Genomic DNA, 21,132 nt, shown 5'->3' with positions numbered 1-21,132 from the left:
TCGAGCGGACTGACCTCAATGTAGGAAGCCTTCAGGCCAGCGGCCAGGGAAGGGAGCCCGAGTGGGGGCGGGCAAATTGCCCGAGGTGGCAAGGGCTCAGCCCTGCGCCGCAATCTGCCTCAACACCTTCACATAGTTCTCCACCGGCTGCCCACCCGACACCAGATGCCGGTTGTTCACCACCAGCGCCGGCACGGCCTGGATGCCGGCCGACATGTACATCTCTTCCTGCTCGCGCACCTCGTCGCCGTAGCGGCCTTCGGTCAGCACCATCTGCGCACTGGCCTCGTCCAGGCCGGCCTCGCGCACGCAGGCCAGCAGCACGCCGGGGTCGTCCATGGCCTGGCGGTCGCGGTGGCAGGCTTCCAGCAGCGCCTGCTTCAGCGCCAACTGCTGCTCGGGGTGCTCTTCGCCCGCCCAGTGCAGCAGGCGGTGGGCATGGAAGGTGTTGTAGATGCGGCCGCGGCCTTCGGTGTTGAAGGTGAAGCCCAGCTCGGCCCCGCGCTGGCGGATGGTCTCGCGGATCTGCGCCTGCTGTTCCAGCGTCGAGCCGTACTTGCGTGTCAGGTGCTCGCCAATGTCTTCGCCACCGGGCGGCATCTGCGGGTTCAGCTCAAACGGCTGGAAGCGCAGCGTGAACTGCATCTCATCGGCCAGCTGGGCCATGGCCTGGCGCAGCGAGGCCAGGCCGATGGCGCACCACGGGCAGGACACGTCGGAGACAAAATCGAGTTGCAGCGTGGTGGCCATGAGGGTGAAGCTCCGGTTCAGCGAGCGAGTTCGGCGCGCATCGCGTCGATGACGGCCTTGTAGCTCGGCTGGCCAAAGATGGCGCTGCCGGCCACGAAGGTGTCGGCGCCGGCGTCGGCCACGCGGCGGATGTTGTCGACCTTGATGCCGCCATCGATCTCCAGGCGAATGTCACGGCCCGATGCGTCGATGATCTTGCGCACCTTCTCGGCCTTGCGCAGCGTGCTGTCGATGAAGCTCTGGCCACCGAAGCCGGGGTTGACGCTCATCAGCAGCACCACGTCGACCTTGTCGATCACCCATTCCAGCACGTCCACCGGGGCGGCCGGGTTGAACACCAGGCCGGCCTGCACGCCTTCGGCCTTGATGAGTTGCAGCGTGCGGTCGACGTGCGTGGAGGCATCGGGGTGGAAGGTGACGATGTCGGCGCCCGACTTGGCAAAGGCCGTGGCCAGCGCGTCGACCGGCTGCACCATGAGGTGCACGTCGATGGGCACGGCGGTGCCGTCGGCCCGCACGGCGTGCTTGCGCAGCGCCTGGCACACCATCGGCCCGAACGTCAGGTTGGGCACGTAGTGGTTGTCCATCACGTCGAAGTGGATCCAGTCGGCCCCGGCGTCGATGACGTGGCGCACTTCCTCGCCCAGGCGGGCGAAATCGGCGGACAGGATGCTGGGGGCGATGCGGAAGGTGCGCGACATGCTGGAAACCTCGGGAGACGGGACAAACCGCCATTGTAGGAAGGCAGCCGAAGGGCCGAGCCGCGCCATCAACCCTGACGGCCTCAGGGACAGCCCCACACGATGCTGGGTTTTGTGACGGACGTCACGCGCGGGCTTTCCCTAGAATGGGTCGCATGAGCCTGCCTGAATTCACCTGCTCCGTCCGGCCCGAGTACCTGGCCGAGCAGAGCAACCCCAGCCGCAACGAGTATGCGTTCAGCTACACGGTCACCATCCGCAACACCGGGGCGGTGACGGCGCAGCTGGTGGCGCGGCAATGGCTGATCACCGATGCCACGGGCCGCACCCAGGAGGTGCGCGGGCTGGCCGTGGTGGGGCACCAGCCGGTGCTGAAGCCGGGCGAGCAGTTCGAATACACGAGCTGGACCAGCCTGGACACCCCGCATGGCGTGATGCAGGGCACCTTCTATTGCATGACCGAGGACGCCCGCCCGTTCGAGGCGCCCATTGCGCCGTTCACGCTGGCGCGGTCTCAATCGCTTCATTGATGGCTTTGTTCAAGACTCTGCTGCGACCGCTGACCCGTCAACGCTGGTGGCCCCGGCCCGGCAACGGGATGTCTCTGGAAGCGCTGCTGGACAGCGCCGACCCGCACGCCCCGCTGGTGGAGCGCCACCTGTGGCTGATCCAGCTGATCGACTGGGTGCGCCGGGGTGAACCGCTGAGCGGCACGCAGTATGTGGTGCGGCTGCTGGCCACCCAGCCGGAACGCCGCGCCCGCGTGGTGGCCCTGCTGGCCGCCTTCTGGCGTGACACCGACGTGGCGGCGCTGCTGGCGGACTACGGTTTTTCGCCGCGCAGCTCCTTCCTGAACGAACTGGGCGAGCGTCTGCGCCGCAAGACCCTGCCCGGCACGCCCGATACCGGCGATCTGGCACGGCTGTTCACGCTGCTGTTCGACGACCCGAACGACGACGCCTGGCTGGCGCGCCTGGACGCAGCCACGCTGGCCGAGATGGCAGTACTGTGGCGCGAAGCCCTGGCCGAGCCCACGGTGTCCGCGCGCACGGCGGGCTGGCGCGAGCCGTTTCTGGATGCGATCGCGTACCTGGTTTCTCAGGTGCGGGCCGCGGGCATGTCGCCAGCCTTTCGCGGGCGACTGGGCACGCGGGTGGACGATGGCATCCCCGATGAGCGGGACGCCGGCATCCCCTCACAGACAGTGGCTGCGCAGCTCAGCGACGAGCAACTGGGCCGGCAGGCCTTCCGGCAGCTGGGCCGGGCCGCCGAACGCCTGCACGAACTGTCGCTGACCGAGGCCGAACGGCCCGATGGTGACAACGGCCCCTCGACCGCGCTGCTGCAGGAAGCGCAATACCTGCGCGCCCTGCTGGACCGCTGCGCGCAGGCGGCCAGCGGGCTGCACGGCCACCTGGAGGCGCAGGGCATCTCGGTGGACCTGGTCTTCCAGATCGACCAGCTGTGTGCGCGCTGCCGCCGCGTGGAGCAGCTGCTGGAGGTGATTCTGGCGCCCCAGCCGGCCCCGGTGCTGCGCAACCTGCTGTGCGAACTGCTGGAGCAGGGCCAGCGGCGGCGCAGCGTGCGCGCGCTGTTTTCGCGCCATTACGCGATGCTGGCCCGCAAGGTGGCCGAACGCAGCGCCGAGACAGGCGAGCACTACATCACCCGCAACCGCGCCGAGTACCGCGACATGCTGCGCCGCGCCGGTGGCGGCGGGGCCGTGATCGCCGGCACCACGTACATGAAGTTCGCGGTGGTGGCGCTGGGCCTGTCGCCGTTCTGGGCCGGGCTGGGGGCGGGGTTGAACTACGCGGTGAGTTTCGTCATCGTGCAGCTGCTGCACTGGACGGTGGCCACCAAGCAACCAGCGATGACGGCGCCCGCCATGGCCGCGCGCCTGGCCGACACCCGCACCGACGAGGCCGTGGAAGGGTTTGTCGACGAGGTGGCCCACCTGATCCGTTCGCAGGTGGCGGGCATCGTGGGCAACCTGGCGGTGGTGGGGCCGCTGGTGTTGCTGGCACAGGTGGTGGCCTGGTGGGCGCTGGGCAAGCCGCTGATCAGCCCCGCCAAGGCCGAGTACGTGCTGCATTCGCTGACGCTGCTGGGCCCCTCGCTCTGGTATGCCGCCTTCACCGGGGTGCTGCTGTTTGCCTCGAGCATCATCGCGGGCTGGGTGGAGAACTGGTTCGTGCTGCACCGCCTGGACAGCGCCCTGCGCTGGAACCCGCGGATCCGGCTGTGGCTGGGCGCCGACCGCGCCGCCTACTGGGCCGGCTGGTGGCGCGAGAACATCTCGGGGCTGGCAGCCAATGTGTCGCTGGGGATGATGCTGGGTCTGGTGCCGGTGATTGCCAGTTTTCTGGCGCTGCCGCTGGACGTGCGCCACGTGACGCTGTCGATGGGCCAGCTGATGGCCGCTGCGGGCACGCTGGGCCCCGATGTGATCCACCACCCGGGCTTCTGGTGGTGCGCTGCGGCCGTGCCCCTGACCGGGCTGCTGAACGTGGGGGTGAGCTTCGTGCTGGCCCTGCGCGTGGCCGTGCGTTCGCGCGAGGTGCGCGTGAGCGACCGGGCACGGCTGCGCAAGGCGGTCTGGCGCCGCGTGCGCACTCAGCCCTTGAGCTTCCTGTTCCCGCCGCGTGAAGCCGCGTCGGCCTCGCTGGCCGGCTCGGCCGCCGGGCCGGTCGAGCCGCGGCCCTGAGCCTCGTCGGCCGCGGGCCCACCGGGCTCGTCGTCATCGAGCTCACCGCCGCGGCGGCCCGAGAACATCGTCCACCACACGACGAAGCCCAGCAGCGCCAGCGCGGCAGCGGCTTCCAGCACAATCAGGTCCATGATCGTTCGTCCGTTGAAACCGGGGCGCACCGGCCTGCTCGCGGCCATTGTAGGCACCCTCGCCGCCTGCACCAGCGTGCCCCTGCCCCCGCCGCAGAAGCCTGCGCCCGTGGTCACCCCCACCCCATCGCCTCCGCCCGCCGTGCCGGGGCCGGGCCGCACCGGTCCCATCCCGGGGGCCCTGCAGCGCACCAAGTCGCAATGGGCGCCCGCCCGTTGGGAAGACCTGCCGGGCTGGGACACCGACCGCATCCGCGAGTGGTGGCCGGCGCTGCACCGCAGCTGCCTCAAGCCCGTGAACGGCTGGGCCGGCCTGTGCACCGAGGTGCGCCGCCTGGGCGCGGCCTGGGGTGGGCAGGTGGACGATGGCTTCGTGCGGCAATGGGTGCAAGGGCACCTGCAGCCGTGGCGGGTGGTTGGCCTGGACGGCGTGAGCGACCGCGGCCTGCTGACCGGCTATTTCGAGCCCATGCTGGAAGGGCGCCGCCGACCGGAAGGACGGTTTCAGCACCCGGTGCACCGACCGCCGGCCGACCTGGCCCAGCGCCGCCCGCACCTGAGCCGCACCGCACTGGAAACCACCGCCGAGGGCCGGGCCGCACTGGCCGGCCGCGAGCTGGTGTGGCTGGCCGATCCGCTGGACGTGCTGCTGGTGCAGGTGCAGGGCTCGGGCCGCGTGCGCGTGCTGGACGAGCCCGATGCCCAGGGGCGGCCCCGCGTGGTGCGCCTGGCCTTTGGCGGGCACAACGACCAGCCCTACCAGTCGGTGGCGCGCTGGCTGGTGGACCAGGGTGCCTTCCCGCTGGAGCAGGCCTCGTGGCCGGCCATCCGGCAGTGGGCCGCGCAGAACCCGACCCGCGTCGGCGAGATGCTGCGCGCCAACCCGCGCGTGGTGTTCTTCAAGGAAGAGCCGCTGCCCGACCCGGAGGTGGGGCCGGTGGGCGCACAGGGTGTGCCGCTGACCCCGGGCCGCTCGATTGCCGTCGACCGCGACAGCATCCCGCTGGGCACGCCGGTGTGGGTGGACAGCACGGTGCCGCAGCCGTGGTCGGCCACGCCATCGGCGCAGCCGCCACTGCGCCGTCTGGTGATGGCGCAGGACACGGGTGGCGCCATCCTGGGTGCCGTGCGCGCCGACTTCTTCTGGGGCTGGGGCGACGAGGCCCTGGCGCTGGCGGGCCGCACCAAGCAGCCGGTGGCGCTGTGGGTGCTGTGGCCGCGCACGCCCTGAGGCGCAGACTCTGGCTCAGTCAGTGAGCCACTGGGTGGCAAACACGTCGCCCGGCACGGCGCGGCCGCGGTACCAGCCCTGAACCTGGTCGCAGCCGAGGGCCTGCAGCACGTCGGCCTGCGCGTCGTGCTCGACCCCCTCGGCCAGCGTGCGCAGGCGCAGGGCGCGCGCCATGCTGATGATGGTGTGCACGATGGTGTGATCCTCGGGCTCGTCCAGCATGTCTCGCACGAAGCTCATGTCGATCTTGAGCTTGCTGACGGGCAGGCGCTTGAGCGCCGCCAGCGACGAGTAGCCGGTGCCGAAGTCGTCGATGGACAGCACGAAGCCGGCGGCCACCAGGGCTCGGGCCTGTTCCTCGGCCTTCTTCGGGTCCTGCATCATCGAGCTTTCCGTCACCTCCAGCTCGATGCGCTGCGGCGTGATGCCGTGCGCGTGCACCAGCTGCACGGCCCGCGCCACGAAGCCCTCGTCCGTCATCTGGCGGGCCGACACGTTGACGGCCACCCGCCCGGGGAACACGAGGCCCGCGTCGTCCCAGGCCCGCACCTGGCGCGCCGCCTCGGACAGGGCCCAGTCGCCGAGTTCGTCGATCAGGCCGCGGGTTTCGGCCACGGGGATGAACTCGGATGGAGCGATCCAGCCGGCTTCCGGGTCGTGCCAGCGCGCCAGGGCCTCGGCGCCGCACAGCGCGCCGGTGCTGAGGTCGAACTGCGGCTGGAAGTGCAGTGAGAGCTGGCGCGCATGCAGCGCGCTCTTGAGGCGTGTGGCCAGCAGCATGCGCCGCTGCAGGCCCTCGCTCATGCCCGCGTGATAGAAGCGCATGGTGCCGCCGCCGGCCGCCTTGGCGCGGTACATGGCGGTGTCGGCGTGCTTGAGCAGGTCTTCGGCGGTGCGGCCGTCTTCCGGGTACAGCGCAATGCCGATGCTCATGCCCACCGTGAAGCGCACGCCGTTGACGAGCACCGGCTGCTCGACGGCCTCGAGCAGGCGCTCGGCCACCTGCGAGGCCGAGGCCGCATCCGACGGGCCGAGCAGCACGAACTCGTCGCCACCCAGCCGGGCGAGGGTGTCGCGCTGGCGCACGACGGCATTCAGCCGGGAGGCCACATCGGCCAGCACCTGGTCGCCGATCAGGTGGCCTTGCGTGTCGTTGATTTCCTTGAAGTGGTCGAGGTCGACATAGAGCAGGGCCACGCCATGGTGATCGCGCTCGGCCTGGGCGAGCGCCTGCTGCAGGCGGTCGAGCGCCAGCGTGCGGTTGGGCAGGCCGGTGAGCGTGTCCTGGAAGGCCAGGCGCTGGATGCGCTCGCTGGCCTGGCGGCGCTCGGTGATGTCGTAGACCGTGCCGAACGCCTTGACGACGCGGCCATCGTGCCCGCGTTGCAGCTTGCCGCGCGACTCGACCCAGCGCACGGTGCCATCGGGGCGCACCACGCGGTGTTCGATGCGGAAGGGGCGGCCGGCCAGCGCGGCGCGCCAGGCGCTGTCGACCTCTTCGCGGTCTTCCGGGTGCACGGCCTCGAGAAACGCCTCGTAGTTGACGGGCCCGCCGGGTTCGCGGCCGTACAGCCGGTAGGCCTCGTCGGACCATTGCGTCTGGCCGCTGCGCAGGTCGACGTGCCAGCTGCCGATGGCCGCCACGGCCTGCGCGTTGAGCAGGTCGGTTTCGAGCCGGGCCTGCAGGCGCAGGTCTTCGACGACCAGCAGCAGACGCTGGCCGGGCAGGCCGCTGCTGTCGGGCAGCATCGACAGGGTCAGGCCCACGGGCAGGGCCACTTCGCTCGGGCGGTCCAGCACGCGCAGCGTGGTGGACTCGCGCACCGGCCGGCCCTCGCCCATGCGGGCCAGCAGCGGTTGCAGCGGGCGCAGGTCGACGACCTCACCCAGCGCCAGCCCCTGCAGCGCGGTGGCGGTCGTGCCGATCAGCTCACCGAGCGCCCGGTTGGCGTACAGCACCTTCAGGTCACCCGAGAGCACCAGCGTGCCGAAGGGCATGCCGGTGAACACGTTCACATAGTCCTGCAGGCGGGCGATCTGCTGATCGCGGTGCGCGATGTAGCTGTCGATGGCCAGCCCGATGTCGAGCAGCACCACCTTCATCAACGCCTGCAGTGCCGGCACGAAGCGCGCGGGATCGGTGCCCAGGCGCTCGACCATCGGGGGCAGCAGGTCGACCAGGTAGTGGCTGTAGGCACCCAGATACCAGGCCGGCGCCAGCCCCACGCGGGCGTGCGCCATGCCGATGGCCAGGCGACGCTGCAGGTAGCTGGCGTCGTACGGGCCGGCCGTGAGGCTGTCGAAGTAGGCGCGCTGGGTGAGCTTGAGCCGGTCGAGCACGCCGGGCGACGCGATCAATGGAGCGATCTCGTCGAAGCGCGCGAGGTGGTCGTAGAACGCGTCGACAAAGCCGGGGGCCACATCACCCAGCAGGTCGTGCAGGGCCTGCAGCTCGGCGACATCGGCGGGGCTGAATTCGAGAAAGGCCTGCCGGCGCACAAAATCGGCCAGCGCAGAGGACGGCAGCACGGCAGCGCCATCCCGATCGGTCGGGGCCATGAGGGGTGAGGAGGGAAGGGGGAGGAAAACCCGCATTATGGGGGGTGGTGTCGCCCCCCGTCACTCACTGTCCGATCTTCAGGGAGATGCCGGTGAAGATGGAGAGGTCGCTCTTCTTCTGGCCTTCGGCCACGCGGCTGTTGTAGGTGTTGGTCACGCCCACGGTCAGGGCCAGCGAGCGCGACATGGCCACACTGAGCGAGCCGTTGAAACCCGTGAGGTTGGGCCGCTCGCCCGTGACGCCCGGGTAGTACTCGAGCCGCTGCTTGAAGAAGGTGTTCTCGGTGAGCTGGTGGGTCGTTTCTTCACCGAACAGCAGGCCGCTGCTGCGAAAGCGCATGCCGGTCTCGCCGGAGATGGTCTTGTCGACCTCGTAGCGGTCGTCGGTGTGGCTCACGCCGGCAAAGACGTCGACGGTGTGCACCTCGGTGCGCAGCAGGTGCCGGCCGAAGCCGGCCGCCAGCTGGGTGCGCAGGGCGAGCTGGGTCATGCGGTCGCGCTCGAAGCCGAGCTTGCCGAAGGCGAACACGCGTGCCGAGATGTCGGTGTTGTGCTGGGCCGAGGCATCCCACCGGCCGGCGGTGGTGCGCGAGGTGCCATCCACCTTGTTCTTGCCCTCGTTGACGTGGGCCACCAGCGTGGTGCGCGTGGTGTCGGTGGTGTGCGCCACATCGAAGTTGAGCAGCAGCGCCCGCGTGCTGGTGTTGCCCGAGGTGGCCGCCAGCGAGAGGCCCAGCACGCCCTTCCATTCGCCGGTGGCCTCGCCCGGGGGCACCGCCACCCGCACGGGCGCAATCACCGCTGGCGGCGCGGGACGCTGGGCCAGCACGGGGCCGCACAGGCACAGGGCGAGCAGGGGAACGGCGCGGCATCGGCGGCGGGCGGTCATGGCGAGAGGCTTCCTTCGTGTCCGTGAGGAGGGGGTGCGAAGGATTGTCACGGCAGCCGCCTGCGGCCTTGTTTCACAACGTGATGCCCATGAAGGCATCAGGCGTCTTCCCCCCTCAATACGTCTTGTAGGGCAGGAACTTGCCGGACATGACGATCTGCACGCGGTCGCCGGCGGGGTGGGCTTCGCGCTGCAAGTCCATCCGGAAGTCGATCGCGCTCATGATGCCGTCGCCGAACTCTTCGTGGATCAGGGCCTTGAACGTGGTGCCATAGACGCTGATCAGTTCATAGAAGCGGTAGATCAGCGGGTCGGTGGGCACGCTGGTGGGCAGCGAGCCCTTGTAGGGCACTTCCTGCAGCCACAGGCGGGCTTCGTCGGGCAGATCGAAGACGTCGCCGATGACGGCGGCCTGCTCGGCGGTCAGCGTCATCTGGCCGAGGCAGGCGGCCGTCACCCACTCCTTGCTCAGACCCACTTTTGCGGCCACGTCGGCCCACTTCAGGCCCTTCTTCACCTTGGCCTGGATGACCAGGTCGGTCACGTCTTCGCGGTTCATCGTTGCTCCTGCAGTCGGGATGCCCCACTGTAGGAAGCCGACGATGTGGGCGCCATCACGACACCTGTGATTCCGCTGTAGGGCTGGCCCTACAAGGCCTTGCGGGCGCCGCGCTCCAGCTCGATCGTGTGGGCCACGGCCGCATCCGGCACCCCGAGCGCCTGCAGCGCCGAGGCGGTCAGCTGCAGGCCGGCCTCGACGGCCTCGGGCACGACGACGGTGGCCCCGGCATCCAGCAGCTCGCGCGCATGGTCTTCGTCGCGACTGCGGGCCACCACGGGCACGTGCGGGCAGGCGCTGCGCAGGGCCTGCACCGCGTGCAGGGCGGCGGCGGGCTGGTCCATCGTCACCATGACGACGGCGGCGCGGTCGACGTGCAGCTTCTGCAGCATCTCGGGCCGGGCCGCGTTGCCGTAGAACACGGGCCGGCCTTCGCTGCGCCATTGCGCCACGCGGGCCGCGTCGTGTTCCACCGCGATCCAGGGCACGCCCTGGCGGCTCAGCACGTCGGCGGCCAGGCGGCCCACGCGGCCGAAGCCAGTGATCACCACATGCCCGCCGGAGACATCGGCCTCGTCGACCACGGTCGTGTCACGCGGGCCACGCACCCGGGCATCGAGCGCCTCCCCCGCGCTCGCGCCCCAGCGGGCCAGCATGGGCGTGACGAACAGGCTCAGGCCCACGACCAGCAGAATGAACTGCACGGTCTGGCGGTCCATCAGGCCCGAGGCCGCGGCCACGCCGACCACGATGAAGGCGAACTCGCCTCCCTGGCCGAGCAGGAAGCCGCCTTCGATGGAACGCCCCCACGACAGGCCGCCCGCGCGGAACAGCACGGCCACGATGGCGGCCTTCAGCGCGATCAGGCCCACGACCGACAGCGGCAGCCAGACCGGATCGTGCAGGATGGCCCGCACGTCGATGCCCATGCCGACCGACATGAAGAACAGGCCCATCAGCAGGCCCTTGAAGGGCTCGATGGTGATTTCGACTTCGTGGCGGAACTCGGTTTCGGCCAGCAGCAGCCCGGCCAGGAAGGCACCCAGCGCCATCGACAGGCCGGCCGCCGCGGTGAGGCCGGCCATGCTCATGCTGATGAGCAGCGTGAGCGCCATGAACACCTCGGGCTGACGCTGCTGCGCGAAGGCCCGGAACACCGGCTGGATGAGGCGGCGCCCGAAGACCACGATCAGACCCACCACCAGCACCGACTTGAGCACGGTCAGGCCCACGGCCGTGCCGACGTCGTCCCCCGCGCCGCGCGGGCCGAGCAGGTCGATCAGGATGAGCACGGGCACGACGGCCAGATCCTGGAGCATCAGCACCGAGAACGTGGCCTGGCCCAGCGGCGTGCCCAGCGCCTGACGCTGGGTGAGCAGCTGCACCACCACGGCAGTGGACGACAGCGCCAGCACCAGACCCAGCACCAGCGCATTGGGCCAGCGGTTGCCGAAGGCCCATGCCAGCACACCGATGCATGCGGCGCTCAGCAGCACCTGCGCCGTGCCGGCCCCGAACACCCATTTGCGCAAGGCCCACAGCCGCTCGGCCGACAGCTCGAGCCCGATCATGAACATCAGGAAGATCACGCCGAGTTCGGCCAACTGGGCCACGCCCTCCGTTTCATGGAAGGTGATGTGGGCCAGCCACGGGAAGGTGTCGATCCACAGCGCCAGGCCGTTGGCCCCGAGCAGCACGCCGACGGCCAGGAAGCCGACGATCTGGTTGACGCGCAAGCGCTGCAACAGCGGGATCAGGATCCCGGACAGGGTCAGGAACACCAGCGCTTCGCGCAGAAACGGCAGGGTGTGGGATTCGGACAAGGGCAGACTCCTCCTCGGCGGACAGACGGACGCGGAGGACAGACCTCCATCGTCCGAGCATAGCCGGGCCGTCTGCGGGGTGGTCCGCGAAAAAGCCGCGCGGGGGCCTCAGAGGCCGCGCGGCGCCGGGCTGGCGCGGCGTGCAAACACGCCGATGGCCTCGCTGAGCCGACTCGCGCGTGCATGCAGGTCGGCGGCACTGGAGGCGGCCTGCTCCACCAGCAAGGCGTTCTGCTGGGTCATCTCGTCGAGTTCGGACACCGCGTCCCCCACCTGCGCCACGCCCGACGACTGCTCGGAGGTCGCTTCGCTGATGTCGTTGATCAAGGCCGTGACGCTTTGCACCTGCGCCACGATGGCGGCCATGGACTGCCCGGCCGAGTCCACGAGCGCGGCGCCGTCCTGCACCTTCTGCACGCTGTCGTGGATGAGCGACTTGATCTCGCGGGCGGCCTCGGCGCTGCGTTTGGCGAGGCTGCGCACCTCGCTGGCCACGACGGCAAAGCCGCGCCCCTGCTCTCCGGCCCGGGCCGCCTCGACCGCCGCATTGAGCGCCAGGATGTTGGTCTGGAAGGCGATGCCGTCGATGACCCCGATGATGTCGGCAATCTGGCGGCTGGACGACGAGATGGTGCTCATGGTGCTGACCACCTGCCCCACCACCTCACCGCCCTGGCCTGCCGCCGCACTGGCGCGCCCGGCCAGGTCGGCCGCCTGGCGGGCGGTGTCGGCGTTGGCGCGCACGTTGGCCGTGATCTGCTCCATCGAGGCCGCCGTCTCCTCAAGGTTGGCCGAGGTCTGCTCGGTGCGGGCGCTCAGGGCATCGTTGCCCGCGGCGATCTGCTCGCTGGCCTGCCCCACACCGCGCACCTGCTCCGCCACGTCGTCCACCAGCGAGCGCAGGTTCAGGCCGGCCTGGTTCACCGAGCGCAGGATGGTGCCGATCTCGTCGACGCGGTCGAGCTGGATGTTCTCGCCGGGTTGACCGGCCGCCACACTGAGCGCCTGCCGTTCCAGCTGGGCCAGCGGCCGGGCGATCTGGCACGTCAGCCACCACCCGCTGAGCCCGCCGAGCACCGCGACGGTCGCGCCCAGGCCGGCGAGGGCCGCGCCTTGCATCCCCAGCGCGGCCGCGGCCACCATCGTGAGGGCGCCCGTCAGCAGCAGGGGCGCACCCAGGCGCGCCCGCACGCCCAGTGTCTGCAGGCAGGACAGCCAGCGCCACGCACCGGTGCGGATCACCAGGCCCTGATGAAACCCGAGCGAGCCGGCAGCGCCTTCACGGAAGCGCTTGTAGAGGGCCTCGGCGGCGGCCACTTCCTCACGGCGAGGCTTCGTGCGCACCGACATGTAGCCCGTGACCTGCCCGTTGCGCCGCATGGGGGTGACGTTGGCGCGCACCCAGTAGTGGTCTCCGTCCTTGCGCCGGTTCTTGACCAGCGCCGTCCACGAGCGCCCCTTCTTGAGCGTGTCCCACATGTCGGCGAACGCCTCGACCGGCATGTCCGGGTGGCGCACCACGTTGTGGGGCTGGCCGAGCAATTCGTCGCGCTCGAAGCCGCTGACCGCGAGGAACGCGGCGTTGGCATAGGTCACGCGGCTGTCCGGGTCGGTCGTGGACAGCAGCGTCGCATCGCCGGGGTAGTCGTGCTCGCGTTGGGTGACGGGCTGGTTGCTTCGCATGGGGGGGCCTTCCGCAGATGTGCCGCCCATCCAGGCTTTTCGGTCAGACAGCGGAGCGCATGGTCCCATGATCTGTATCAATACGTAACGTCGCGAGGGCGCGAAGACGTGAACATTTCATGATGGATAACGTCAAACGGTAACAATTCTCTGCCGAACTGCGTACAGCGCCAGCTCGACGTCGTTGCGGGTGCCGGTTTTCTCGAGGATGCGGGCGCGGTAGGTCGAGACCGTGTTGGACGACAGGCTCAGGGCCTGCGCGATCTGGCCCACGGACTGCCCCTGGGCCAGCAGCCGGAACACCTGGTGTTCGCGCTGCGACAGCACCTCGTGGCCGGGGCGGTCGCGCAATTCGTGCAGCGAGACGGCCAACGCCTCGGCCGCCGACGCCGTGAGGTACACCCCGCCCGCCGCCGCCTTGCGCAACGCCGCGGTCAACTCGTCGGGGTCGGCCGTCTTGTTGAGGTAGCCCGCGGCCCCGGCACGCAGGCAGCGCACGGCAAACTGCCGGTCGGGGTAGGTGCTCAGCATCAGCACGGCCAGCCGGGGATGCTCGGCCTTGAGCTGGCGCAGCACGTCCAGGCCATCGCGGCCGGGCAAGGCGATGTCGAGCAGCACCACATCGAGCCCGCCGCCACCCGAAGCGAGCCGCGCACGCGCCTGCTGGACGGCCGTGGCGGCGTCGGCCGCATCGCCCACCACGTCGATGTCGCCGGCATCGGCCAGCAGCTGGCGCAGGCCCCGGCGCACCACGAGGTGATCGTCGACCACCAGCACCCGGATCATGCGGCGCGCTCCTGCGGCAGGCGGCTGTGAACGCCCGCCTGGTACAGCGGCATGCTGAGGATGACCTGCGTGCCCCCGCCGGGCTGGCTGTCGATGTGCAGCCAGCCGCCGAAGTGGCCGGCGCGCTCGCGCATGCCCATCACGCCCCAGGCATCGGGCCGCTCGAAGGCGCTGGGCGGAGCGCCGCGGCCGTTGTCCTTCACGCGCAGTGTCAGGTCGCTGGCCGTGGCGCTGATGCGCACCTGCACCTGCGAGGCGTGGGCGTGTCGGGCCACGTTGCTCAGCAGCTCCTGAAAGATGCGGAAGACGGCGGTGGCCAGCGGGCCCTCGGGCGCCTTCAGCCCCGGCGCGATGTCGATGGCCCAGTCGCAGGCCAGCTCGCTGGCTTCGATGAAGTCCTGCAGTTGCCACTCGAGCGTCGCCCACAGGCCCTGGTGGTCGAGGATGGACGGGCGCAGGTCGGTGATGAGGCGGCCCACGTTGCCCACAGCCCGGTCGATGAGGCCGCGCATGTCCTGGCACTTGCAGCGCAGGGCCGGCTGCTCGAGCACGCGCTTTTCCAGCCAGCTCACGTCCATCTTCAGGCCCACGAGCAGGCTGCCCAGCTCATCGTGGATCTCGCGGGCGATGCGGGTGCGTTCCTGCTCGCGCACGTGCTCGATGTGGGCCTGCAGGTCACGCAGTTGCCCGAGCGCCAGGGTCAGGGCCTGCGTGCGTTCGGCCACCCGGGCCTCCAGCGCGTCGTGCGCCTGCTGCAGCGCGGTCTGCTGGCTGCGCCGCTCGGTGATGTCGACAAAGGTGACGACCGCGCCCAGCACGCGCGCACCATCGAGAATCGGGTAGGACGAGTATTCGGCGGCAAAGGGCCGCCCGTCACGGCGCCACAGCACCTCGCTGTCGATGCGGCACGGCTCGCCGGCGCGGAAGGCGTTGTAGATGGGGCATTCGCCCTCCGGGTAGGCGCGGCCGTCGGTGTGCGTGTGGTGCGCCAGGTCGTGCATGTTGCGGCCCAGCACCTCGTGCGGCTCGTAGCCCAGCAGGCGGGCGCCGGCGCGGTTGATGAAGGTGCACAGGCCTTCGGTGTCGATGCCGTAGACCCCCTCGCCGGTCGATTCGAGCAGCAGGCCCAGCCGGTCCCGCCACGCCGCGGCCGCGCGCGAAGCGTGGGCCTCCGCAGCGGGAGGCCCGGACCGGGGGAGCGAGGGCGTGTCCATGGGGCACGGGCGTCGCAAGGCCCATGCCACCGGCGCATCACGTCACACAGCGAAGGCCTGTCGCAAGGCGGCGGCCAGTTCGGCGTGCGCCTGCCCAGCTTCCGGGATGAAGCGCCCCATGTTGATGAAGTCGTGCAGCACGCCGGGCCATTCGCGCACCTGAACGGGGACACCCGCGGCGCGCAGGCGCTCGCCATACAGGCGGCCCTCGTCGGCCAGCGGGTCGCATTCGGCGAGGCCGATCCACGCCGGCGCCACCCCCGCGTGGCCGGGCGCATGCAGCGGCTCGCGGTGCCAGGCCTGATCCGGCGGCAGCGGCGCGACCGACTGGGCCTGGAACCAGGCCATGAGCTCGGCCGACAGCGGCGTGTCGCGCGACCAGGTCTTGAACGAATCGGTGGCCTGCCGCATCTGCACCGTCGGGTAGAACAGCGCCTGCAGGCGCAGCGGGATGCCGGCATCCCGGGCCAGCAACGCGCACGAGGCGGCCAGGCAACCGCCCGCGCTGTCGCCGCCCACGGCCAGGCGGCGCGTGTCCAGGCCCAGGGTGTGGCCCTGGTCGGCCAGCCAGCGCAGCGCGGCCCAGCTGTCCTCCAGGGCGGCCGGGAAGCGGTATTCGGGCGACAGGCGGTAATCGATGGCGACCACGGCCACGTCGGCCTGCTCGGCCAGGCGCCGGCACATGGCCTCGCAGGTGTCGATGCCACCGATGACGAAGCCCCCACCGTGCAGGTACAGCAGCACCGGCAGGCCGGGCTCGGTGCGCGGTGCCCACAAGGCCGCCGGGATGGCGCCCGCCGGACCCGGGATGCTGAAGCGCTCGGTGCGGGCCAGCGCCGGGCCGGGCTCGGCCATGGCGCCCACGCCGGCGGCATAGGCCTGGCGCGCGGCCGCAACAGGCAGCGTGTGCAACGGTGGGAAGCCCGCGCGCAGGATGTTGTCCAGCAGGGCGCGGGTCAGGGGGCTGAAGCGGTCGGTGGCAGACATGGGTGGCACGTGAGGGGTGAGGGGCCGGTCAGGGGGCGGTGATGCGGATCTCGAGCACGCCGCTGTCCTGCCGTTCGAGGGTGCGGGTCGACAGCGTACCAGCCTGGTCGGTCTCGGTGCGCTGGCCGCTGCGCGCCACCACCAGCCACTGTCCCAGCGGCACCAGCAGGGTGGACGCCACCTCGGCGCGCCGGCTGGTGCCGTCGGGCTCGTAGGCCGTGCCCCGCTGTGCCGAGGTGGCCTGGAACTCCACGCGCACCGGAGCCTGGCCACCGGGCCAGCTGGGCCGCACCACCAGGCCCTGGCCCAGATCCAGAAAGACGGTCTGCCCCCAGGCCTGGGCCTGCGGCTGTGGGGTCGGCGACGTGGGCTGGCCCACGGGTGCGCCCCAACCCCACTGCCAGACGGTGAACGGCCGGCTTTCGCCGACGAACAGGCGCGCCTGCCCGCCGTTGAGCACCAGCATCTGCTGCTGCCCCTGGCCGCTGGACTGCGTCTGCACGCTGCCTGCGCCCAAGGTGACGGTGGTTTCGGTGCGGCGGGTGGTGCTGACCGTGTAGCCGCCGCCTGGGGTGGGCACGTTGCGTGTGGTGGTGGTGACACCCGCCCCGGCGCCCGCGCGGGCGTCCTGCGACTGGCCGCTGGTGCGCCACTCCACCAGCAGATTGCGCTGCGGCAGGGTCTCGGCCCGGGCCGGGCCCCCCAGCGTGGCGGCGAGCAGGGTCAGGGCAACAGGCAGGGCGGCAATCGGCAGCGGCATGGCATCGGCGGGCAAGGGTGCGCGGAGCGCGGAACAGGGGCGGGCAAGCCCTGTTTCTTGCGCCTTCTGAAAAAAGATGCGGCGCAATGCTCAAGACCCGGCCCCACACGGTCGATAACGGTCAATCTGCCACAGACGGTGCGCCCGCGCACTGGCGTGGTCGGTGCTCACTGTGACTTTCGAGATGGAGGCTTGCAAACATGCAGCTCGAAGCCCTTTTCAAACAGCCCCAGGCCCTGCCGGCCATCCCCAAGATCGTCCATGAGCTGATCGACAGCTTCAACAGCGACGATGTCTCGATCGACGAGATCGCCCGCAAGCTCACGGCCGACCCGGTGCTGTCCGCGCGCCTGCTGCGGCTGGCGAACTCGGCCTACTACCACGTGTCGCGCAGCATCGGCACGGTCAACGAGGCGCTGGCCATGCTGGGCTTCGTCACCGTGCGCACGCTGGTCATCAGCTCGGGCCTGACGGGCGGCTACAAGTCCATGCCCGGCATGGACCTCAAGCGCTTCTGGCACTACAGCCTGCACACCGCGGCCATCGGCGGCTGGCTGGCCCGCCGCACGGGGGTCAACAGCGACCAGGCCTTCACGGTCTGCCTGATGCACAGCATCGGCGAACTGGTGATGCACGCCGGCATGCCGGAACAGATGCTGCAGATCGACAAGCTGGCCTCGCCGATGGACCCGCGCCGCATGGACATGGAGCGCACCTCGTTCGGCTACACCTATGCCGACGTGGGCGCCGAGCTGGCCCGCCAGTGGCGCTTTCCGCTGGCCTTTGCCGACGCCATCCAGCACTTCCCCGAACCGCTGGCCCATGAGCCGTTCGACCCCGTGGCCGCGCTGCTGCACGTGTCGGCCTGGCGCGCCCGCGCCGAGCACAACGAGCTGAGCGCCGAGGAGCTGGCCGCCACCGTGCCGGCTGCGGTGCTGGCCCGCCTGGGCCTGACCGCCGACAGCCTGCTCAACGAGATGCCCCCCGTGGCCGAACTGGCCGAGGGCCTCGACTGCCTGATCAGCTGACGCTCAGATCGCCAGCGGATCGACGTCCACCGCCCAGCGGATCAACCCGCTGCGGCGGTGTTGTTGCGCCTGCGCCAGCCACACCGACTGGGCCGCAGCCAGAAAGCGCTGCAAGGCCAGCCGCTGCGGCGACTCGATCATCATCTGCGCCCGCTCCACGTTCGCCACACGCTGCACCGGCGTGGGCACGGGCGGATACAGGCGCACCGCCTCGCCGGCGTGATCCTGCACCAGGCGGGCGGCCTCCAGCAGGAAGGCCTGGGCGGCCTCCTGGGTGCGGCCTTCGGCGCGCAGCATCGCCAGGCTCGCATACGGCGGCAGGCCGGCCATCTCACGCTCCTTGAGCTGCTGCCGCGCGAAGTCGGCGTAGTCGTAGCAGCGCAGCGCCTGGTAGAGCGGGTGCATGGGGTGCCAGGTCTGCACCCACATCTCGCTGTGGCCGGCCACCCCGGCATCGCGCCCGGCCCGGCCGGCGGCCTGCAGCAGCAGCGCGAACTGGCGCTCGGCCGCGCGGAAATCGCTGGCAAACAGCGCCGCATCGGGGTTGACCGCCGCCACCAGCGTGATGCGCCGGAAATCGTGCCCCTTGGCCACCATCTGCGTGCCCACCAGCACGTCGACCTCGCCGGCATGCACGCTGGCCAGCTGGGCCTCCAGTGCGCCCTTGTGCTTGGTCACATCGGCATCGATGCGGCCCAGGCGGGCGCCGGGCAGCGCCTCGGCCAGCTGCTCTTCCAGCCGCTCGGTGCCACGGCCCACGGGGGCGATGTCCTGGTTGCCGCAATCGGGGCAGGCGCGGGGCACGCGCTCGGTGAAGCCACAGTGATGGCAGCGCAGCGTGCGATCCACCTTGTGGAACACGCGCCAGGCGCTGCAGTGCGGGCAGCCGCTTTTCCAGCCGCAGTCCCCGCACTGCAGCACCGGCGCATAGCCGCGGCGGTTGAGCAGCACCAGGCTCTGCTCGCCCCGTTCGACGCGCTCGGTGATGGCGCTCAGCAGCTCCCGCGCCAGTGGCGGGGCACTGTCACCCCGCGCGGGCTTCGGCGCCCTCGACAGATCGAGCACACGCACGGTGGGCATGTTGCCGTCGCCCACACGGGCCGGCATGGCCAGCCGCCGGTAGCGCCCGGTGCCCCCTTCGGCGAGCGGCAGCGCATTGAACCAGCTCTCCAGGCTGGGCGTGGCCGAACCCAGAATCACCGGCACCTTGTGCAGGTGCCCGCGGTACACGGCCAGGTCGCGCGCCGAGTAGCGGGCGCCATCCTGCTGCTTGTAGCTGGGGTCATGCTCTTCGTCGACCACGATGAGCCCCAGGCGCGGCAGCGGCGTGAACACCGCCAGCCGCGTGCCCAGCACCAGATCGGCATGGCCGTAGTGCGCCATCAGCCAGTTGCGCAGGCGCTGCGCCGGGGTCAGGCCGCTGTGCAGCGAGACGATGCGCCGGTCGGCAAAGCGGGCCGCCACCCGGGCCTCGAGCTGCGGCGTGAGGTTGATTTCCGGCACCATCATCAGCACCTGCTGGCCGGCTTCGAGTGCGCGCTCGGCCTGGCGCAGGTAGACCTCGGTCTTGCCGCTGCCGGTGCTGCCCCACAGCAGAAAGGGCTTGGGCGATCCCGGCTCGGCCAGGGCGTCCAGGGCGTCGGCCTGCTGCGGGGTCAGCGGCGGGCGCTCGGCGGTGGCCACGCTGTCATCGTGGCGGGCCACCGCCTTGTGCAGGCGCTTTTCGCGGCGGCCCCACTGGGTGGCATCCAGCTGGCGCAACTCGGGCGGCAGCACCATCAGCGCCATCTCGCCCAGCGCCCGCTGGTAATAGCCGGCCGCAAAGCCCACCAACTGGCGCCACTCAGCGGGCAGCGGCGGCAGGCCGTCGAGCACCTCGGCCACAGGCTTGAGCTGCACGTCGGGCAGCGCGTCGGGGCCGGCCGCGGGCGTGTCCCACACCACGCCGAGCACGGTGCGACGGCCAAGCGGCACCCGCACCAGGGTGCCGGGTGGCAAGGCGGTGGGGGCCAGATAGTCGAGGGGACTGGTCAGGCCGCTGTGCTGAGGGGTTTCGACCACGACCGGAACCCGCCAGCTTCGCGCGGGGGCAGAGGCGGCCGCCGCGTCATCGGGCGGCGTGGTGGGTGTCGCGTTCTCTGACAAGGGCATGAACAAGAACAGGCAAGTGCTTGATCCATAAGGACCAGGCCCTTATCCCCGCAGGCTGTGGATAACTTTGTGGGAAAGGCTTGCAAACGCGCGCTAAATGCTTGTCGCGCCGAGGCAAGTCGCACATTGCCACATCGCGCAGCACACGCCGGCGCCTGAATAAAATCAAGCACTTAGCGAAGCCACCCCGGCATGATACCCGCGCAGGCTCTCGGGGGCCGCGCCGGGCCCTCGCTCGGGCCGCAGTGGGGATAACTGAGGCATCCGTTTACGCAAACAAGGGTTTTCCCGAGTTGCCCCACAGACCCGCGGTCGTGCGGTCGAAGCGTGAATTTCGCCACACAACTTAGGGTATCCGGACATGCGCCGACCCAGTTGCTGGCTTCAATGAATGTGGCACCCGCACAGGCGCACGCAAGTGCTTGATTCTTCGACTGTCAGCTTCCCGACCAAGCTGTGGATAACTTTGTGGGGAAAAGTCGGACAGCCGTTCGGGATGACGGTCAACCCAGGGTTTCCACCCATCCGCGCACAAAAGCGGGATATTCGGAAAATCCTTTTTCTATCAATGACTTACGACGTCTCACCGAGGGATTTCAGACAATGTATCGCCCCGAAGGTGGAGCGAACCCCGCTCGACCGAATGTGGGGATAACTGGCTGACACGGCTCAAGAAAACGTGGGCCGAGCAGCCGCGGTCGACCCGTTTTGTGCTAGCGTGAACCGACCAGAGCCCGTCTCCCTGGGCTTTGTGGCCACAGGAAGCCAAACAATCGTTTGAAAGCGGTATGCTACTGGTTGCACACCAGCACGTGGCTTCGACACGCTGCGCCGTGCGCACCTGTCAACCCATCTCTTGAGAGACACAAGCATGAGCTTCTCGATCGAAACCAAACTCGGTGACCTGCTGGACAACGAGGCCACCAAGGCCGTCCTGGAAAAGCACCTGCCCGGCATCTCGGCCCACCCGCAAATCGGCATGGGCAAGGGCTTCGCCCTGTCGATGGTCGCGAAGTTCTCCGGTGGCCTGATCACCGAAGAAGCGCTGGCCAAGATCGACGAAGAGCTGAAGGCCCTGGGCTGATCGCCCCCCGGGCGGCGCCGGCACCGACGGGTGCCCGCACCGCGCCCGGACACGCCCCCGCACGCCGACCGGCGCCGGGGGCTTTT

At 70.2% G+C, this 21,132-nt stretch carries 17 protein-coding genes and 1 pseudogene; 5 read left to right on the top strand and 13 right to left on the bottom strand.

Annotated elements, in window-relative coordinates; all coding sequences use genetic code 11:
• Positions 1-96: 96 nt before the first annotated feature.
• Both DEH84_RS00610 and rpe read right to left on the bottom strand, forming a co-directional pair.
• Complete coding sequence (locus DEH84_RS00610) at positions 97-750, bottom strand: DsbA family oxidoreductase (RefSeq protein WP_109033831.1); 654 nt, start codon at positions 748-750, stop codon at positions 97-99.
• A gap of 17 nt (positions 751-767) precedes the next feature.
• Complete coding sequence (rpe, locus tag DEH84_RS00605) at positions 768-1,451, bottom strand: ribulose-phosphate 3-epimerase (protein ID WP_109033830.1); 684 nt, start codon at positions 1,449-1,451, stop codon at positions 768-770.
• A gap of 155 nt (positions 1,452-1,606) precedes the next feature.
• Between rpe and apaG the strand changes: the two genes are divergently transcribed.
• Together apaG and tlpB are read left to right on the top strand one after the other, a co-directional pair.
• Positions 1,607-1,981 carry a Co2+/Mg2+ efflux facilitator ApaG/CorD gene (gene apaG, locus DEH84_RS00600; RefSeq protein WP_109033829.1) on the top strand — a complete coding sequence of 125 codons (375 nt, stop codon included), beginning with the start codon at positions 1,607-1,609 and terminating at the stop codon, positions 1,979-1,981.
• Positions 1,981-4,158, top strand: coding sequence for a transporter-like protein TlpB (gene tlpB / locus DEH84_RS00595; RefSeq protein WP_342755625.1), 2,178 nt, complete (start codon positions 1,981-1,983; stop codon positions 4,156-4,158). Before apaG ends, tlpB begins: the two co-directional genes overlap by 1 nt.
• Here the strand turns inward: tlpB and DEH84_RS00590 are convergent.
• Positions 4,068-4,292: a hypothetical protein gene (locus tag DEH84_RS00590; protein ID WP_109033828.1), complete on the bottom strand. Its 225-nt coding sequence runs from the start codon at positions 4,290-4,292 to the stop codon at positions 4,068-4,070. The two genes, tlpB and DEH84_RS00590, sit on opposite strands and share 91 nt — an antisense overlap.
• On the opposite strand from DEH84_RS00590, the gene mltA reads away from it, so the two are divergent.
• Positions 4,291-5,523, top strand: a complete 1,233-nt coding sequence (mltA, locus tag DEH84_RS00585; protein ID WP_179950598.1) for a murein transglycosylase A — start codon at positions 4,291-4,293, stop codon at positions 5,521-5,523. The two genes, DEH84_RS00590 and mltA, sit on opposite strands and share 2 nt — an antisense overlap.
• 15 nt (positions 5,524-5,538) lie before the next feature.
• On the opposite strand, the gene DEH84_RS00580 is transcribed toward mltA, so the two are convergent.
• From DEH84_RS00580 to DEH84_RS00540, 9 genes and pseudogenes are all read right to left on the bottom strand, one after another.
• On the bottom strand, positions 5,539-8,082 hold the full coding sequence (locus DEH84_RS00580) for an EAL domain-containing protein (protein ID WP_159098790.1): 2,544 nt from the start codon (positions 8,080-8,082) through the stop codon (positions 5,539-5,541).
• A 64-nt stretch (positions 8,083-8,146) separates the two neighbouring features.
• Positions 8,147-8,971, bottom strand: a complete 825-nt coding sequence (locus DEH84_RS00575; RefSeq protein ID WP_159098789.1) for a DUF481 domain-containing protein — start codon at positions 8,969-8,971, stop codon at positions 8,147-8,149.
• 115 nt (positions 8,972-9,086) lie between these two features.
• Complete coding sequence (cynS, locus tag DEH84_RS00570) at positions 9,087-9,530, bottom strand: cyanase (protein ID WP_109033824.1); 444 nt, start codon at positions 9,528-9,530, stop codon at positions 9,087-9,089.
• 89 nt (positions 9,531-9,619) lie between these two features.
• Complete coding sequence (locus tag DEH84_RS00565; RefSeq protein ID WP_109033823.1) at positions 9,620-11,353, bottom strand: cation:proton antiporter domain-containing protein; 1,734 nt, start codon at positions 11,351-11,353, stop codon at positions 9,620-9,622.
• Positions 11,302-13,036 (bottom strand): annotated as a pseudogene (locus DEH84_RS00560) (methyl-accepting chemotaxis protein). Before DEH84_RS00560 ends, DEH84_RS00565 begins: the two are co-directional and overlap by 52 nt.
• Positions 13,037-13,168: 132 nt before the next feature.
• Positions 13,169-13,822: a response regulator gene (locus DEH84_RS00555; protein WP_109033821.1), complete on the bottom strand. Its 654-nt coding sequence runs from the start codon at positions 13,820-13,822 to the stop codon at positions 13,169-13,171.
• On the bottom strand, positions 13,819-15,036 hold the full coding sequence (locus DEH84_RS00550; RefSeq protein ID WP_109033820.1) for a sensor histidine kinase: 1,218 nt from the start codon (positions 15,034-15,036) through the stop codon (positions 13,819-13,821). The genes DEH84_RS00555 and DEH84_RS00550 overlap by 4 nt, the downstream gene beginning before the upstream one ends.
• A 42-nt stretch (positions 15,037-15,078) precedes the next feature.
• Positions 15,079-16,023, bottom strand: coding sequence for an alpha/beta hydrolase (locus tag DEH84_RS00545; RefSeq protein WP_109033819.1), 945 nt, complete (start codon positions 16,021-16,023; stop codon positions 15,079-15,081).
• Positions 16,024-16,051: 28 nt separating this feature from the next.
• Positions 16,052-16,783, bottom strand: coding sequence for a hypothetical protein (locus DEH84_RS00540; protein WP_159098788.1), 732 nt, complete (start codon positions 16,781-16,783; stop codon positions 16,052-16,054).
• A 200-nt stretch (positions 16,784-16,983) separates the two neighbouring features.
• On the opposite strand from DEH84_RS00540, the gene DEH84_RS00535 reads away from it, so the two are divergent.
• The gene (locus DEH84_RS00535) at positions 16,984-17,811 is read left to right on the top strand and encodes an HDOD domain-containing protein (protein ID WP_109033817.1); all 828 of its coding nucleotides are present in this window, start codon (positions 16,984-16,986) and stop codon (positions 17,809-17,811) included.
• A gap of 3 nt (positions 17,812-17,814) precedes the next feature.
• Here the strand turns inward: DEH84_RS00535 and priA are convergent, their stop codons facing one another.
• Positions 17,815-19,962, bottom strand: coding sequence for a replication restart helicase PriA (gene priA, locus DEH84_RS00530; protein WP_109033816.1), 2,148 nt, complete (start codon positions 19,960-19,962; stop codon positions 17,815-17,817).
• Positions 19,963-20,833: 871 nt separating this feature from the next.
• Here priA and DEH84_RS00525 point away from each other — a divergent pair.
• Positions 20,834-21,046, top strand: coding sequence for a hypothetical protein (locus DEH84_RS00525; RefSeq protein WP_109033815.1), 213 nt, complete (start codon positions 20,834-20,836; stop codon positions 21,044-21,046).
• Positions 21,047-21,132: the final 86 nt, after the last annotated feature.

It is taken from the genome of Aquabacterium olei, assembly GCF_003100395.1.
GTDB classification, from domain to species: domain Bacteria; phylum Pseudomonadota; class Gammaproteobacteria; order Burkholderiales; family Burkholderiaceae_C; genus Aquabacterium; species Aquabacterium olei.
This window is presented reverse-complemented; position numbering and strand designations above follow the sequence as displayed.

Bases quoted from the DNA above. Each gene is read 5' to 3' on its own strand.
- DEH84_RS00610 (WP_109033831.1), bottom strand. From the start codon at position 750: ATGGCCACCACGCTGCAACTCGATTTTGTCTCCGACGTGTCCTGCCCG.
- rpe (WP_109033830.1), bottom strand. From the start codon at position 1,451: ATGTCGCGCACCTTCCGCATCGCCCCCAGCATCCTGTCCGCCGATTTC.
- apaG (WP_109033829.1), top strand. From the start codon at position 1,607: ATGAGCCTGCCTGAATTCACCTGCTCCGTCCGGCCCGAGTACCTGGCC.
- tlpB (WP_342755625.1), top strand. From the start codon at position 1,981: ATGGCTTTGTTCAAGACTCTGCTGCGACCGCTGACCCGTCAACGCTGG.
- mltA (WP_179950598.1), top strand. From the start codon at position 4,291: ATGATCGTTCGTCCGTTGAAACCGGGGCGCACCGGCCTGCTCGCGGCC.
- DEH84_RS00590 (WP_109033828.1), bottom strand. From the start codon at position 4,292: ATGGACCTGATTGTGCTGGAAGCCGCTGCCGCGCTGGCGCTGCTGGGC.
- DEH84_RS00580 (WP_159098790.1), bottom strand. From the start codon at position 8,082: ATGGCCCCGACCGATCGGGATGGCGCTGCCGTGCTGCCGTCCTCTGCG.
- DEH84_RS00575 (WP_159098789.1), bottom strand. From the start codon at position 8,971: ATGACCGCCCGCCGCCGATGCCGCGCCGTTCCCCTGCTCGCCCTGTGC.
- cynS (WP_109033824.1), bottom strand. From the start codon at position 9,530: ATGAACCGCGAAGACGTGACCGACCTGGTCATCCAGGCCAAGGTGAAG.
- DEH84_RS00555 (WP_109033821.1), bottom strand. From the start codon at position 13,822: ATGATCCGGGTGCTGGTGGTCGACGATCACCTCGTGGTGCGCCGGGGC.
- DEH84_RS00550 (WP_109033820.1), bottom strand. From the start codon at position 15,036: ATGGACACGCCCTCGCTCCCCCGGTCCGGGCCTCCCGCTGCGGAGGCC.
- DEH84_RS00545 (WP_109033819.1), bottom strand. From the start codon at position 16,023: ATGTCTGCCACCGACCGCTTCAGCCCCCTGACCCGCGCCCTGCTGGAC.
- DEH84_RS00540 (WP_159098788.1), bottom strand. From the start codon at position 16,783: ATGCCGCTGCCGATTGCCGCCCTGCCTGTTGCCCTGACCCTGCTCGCC.
- DEH84_RS00535 (WP_109033817.1), top strand. From the start codon at position 16,984: ATGCAGCTCGAAGCCCTTTTCAAACAGCCCCAGGCCCTGCCGGCCATC.
- priA (WP_109033816.1), bottom strand. From the start codon at position 19,962: ATGCCCTTGTCAGAGAACGCGACACCCACCACGCCGCCCGATGACGCG.
- DEH84_RS00525 (WP_109033815.1), top strand. From the start codon at position 20,834: ATGAGCTTCTCGATCGAAACCAAACTCGGTGACCTGCTGGACAACGAG.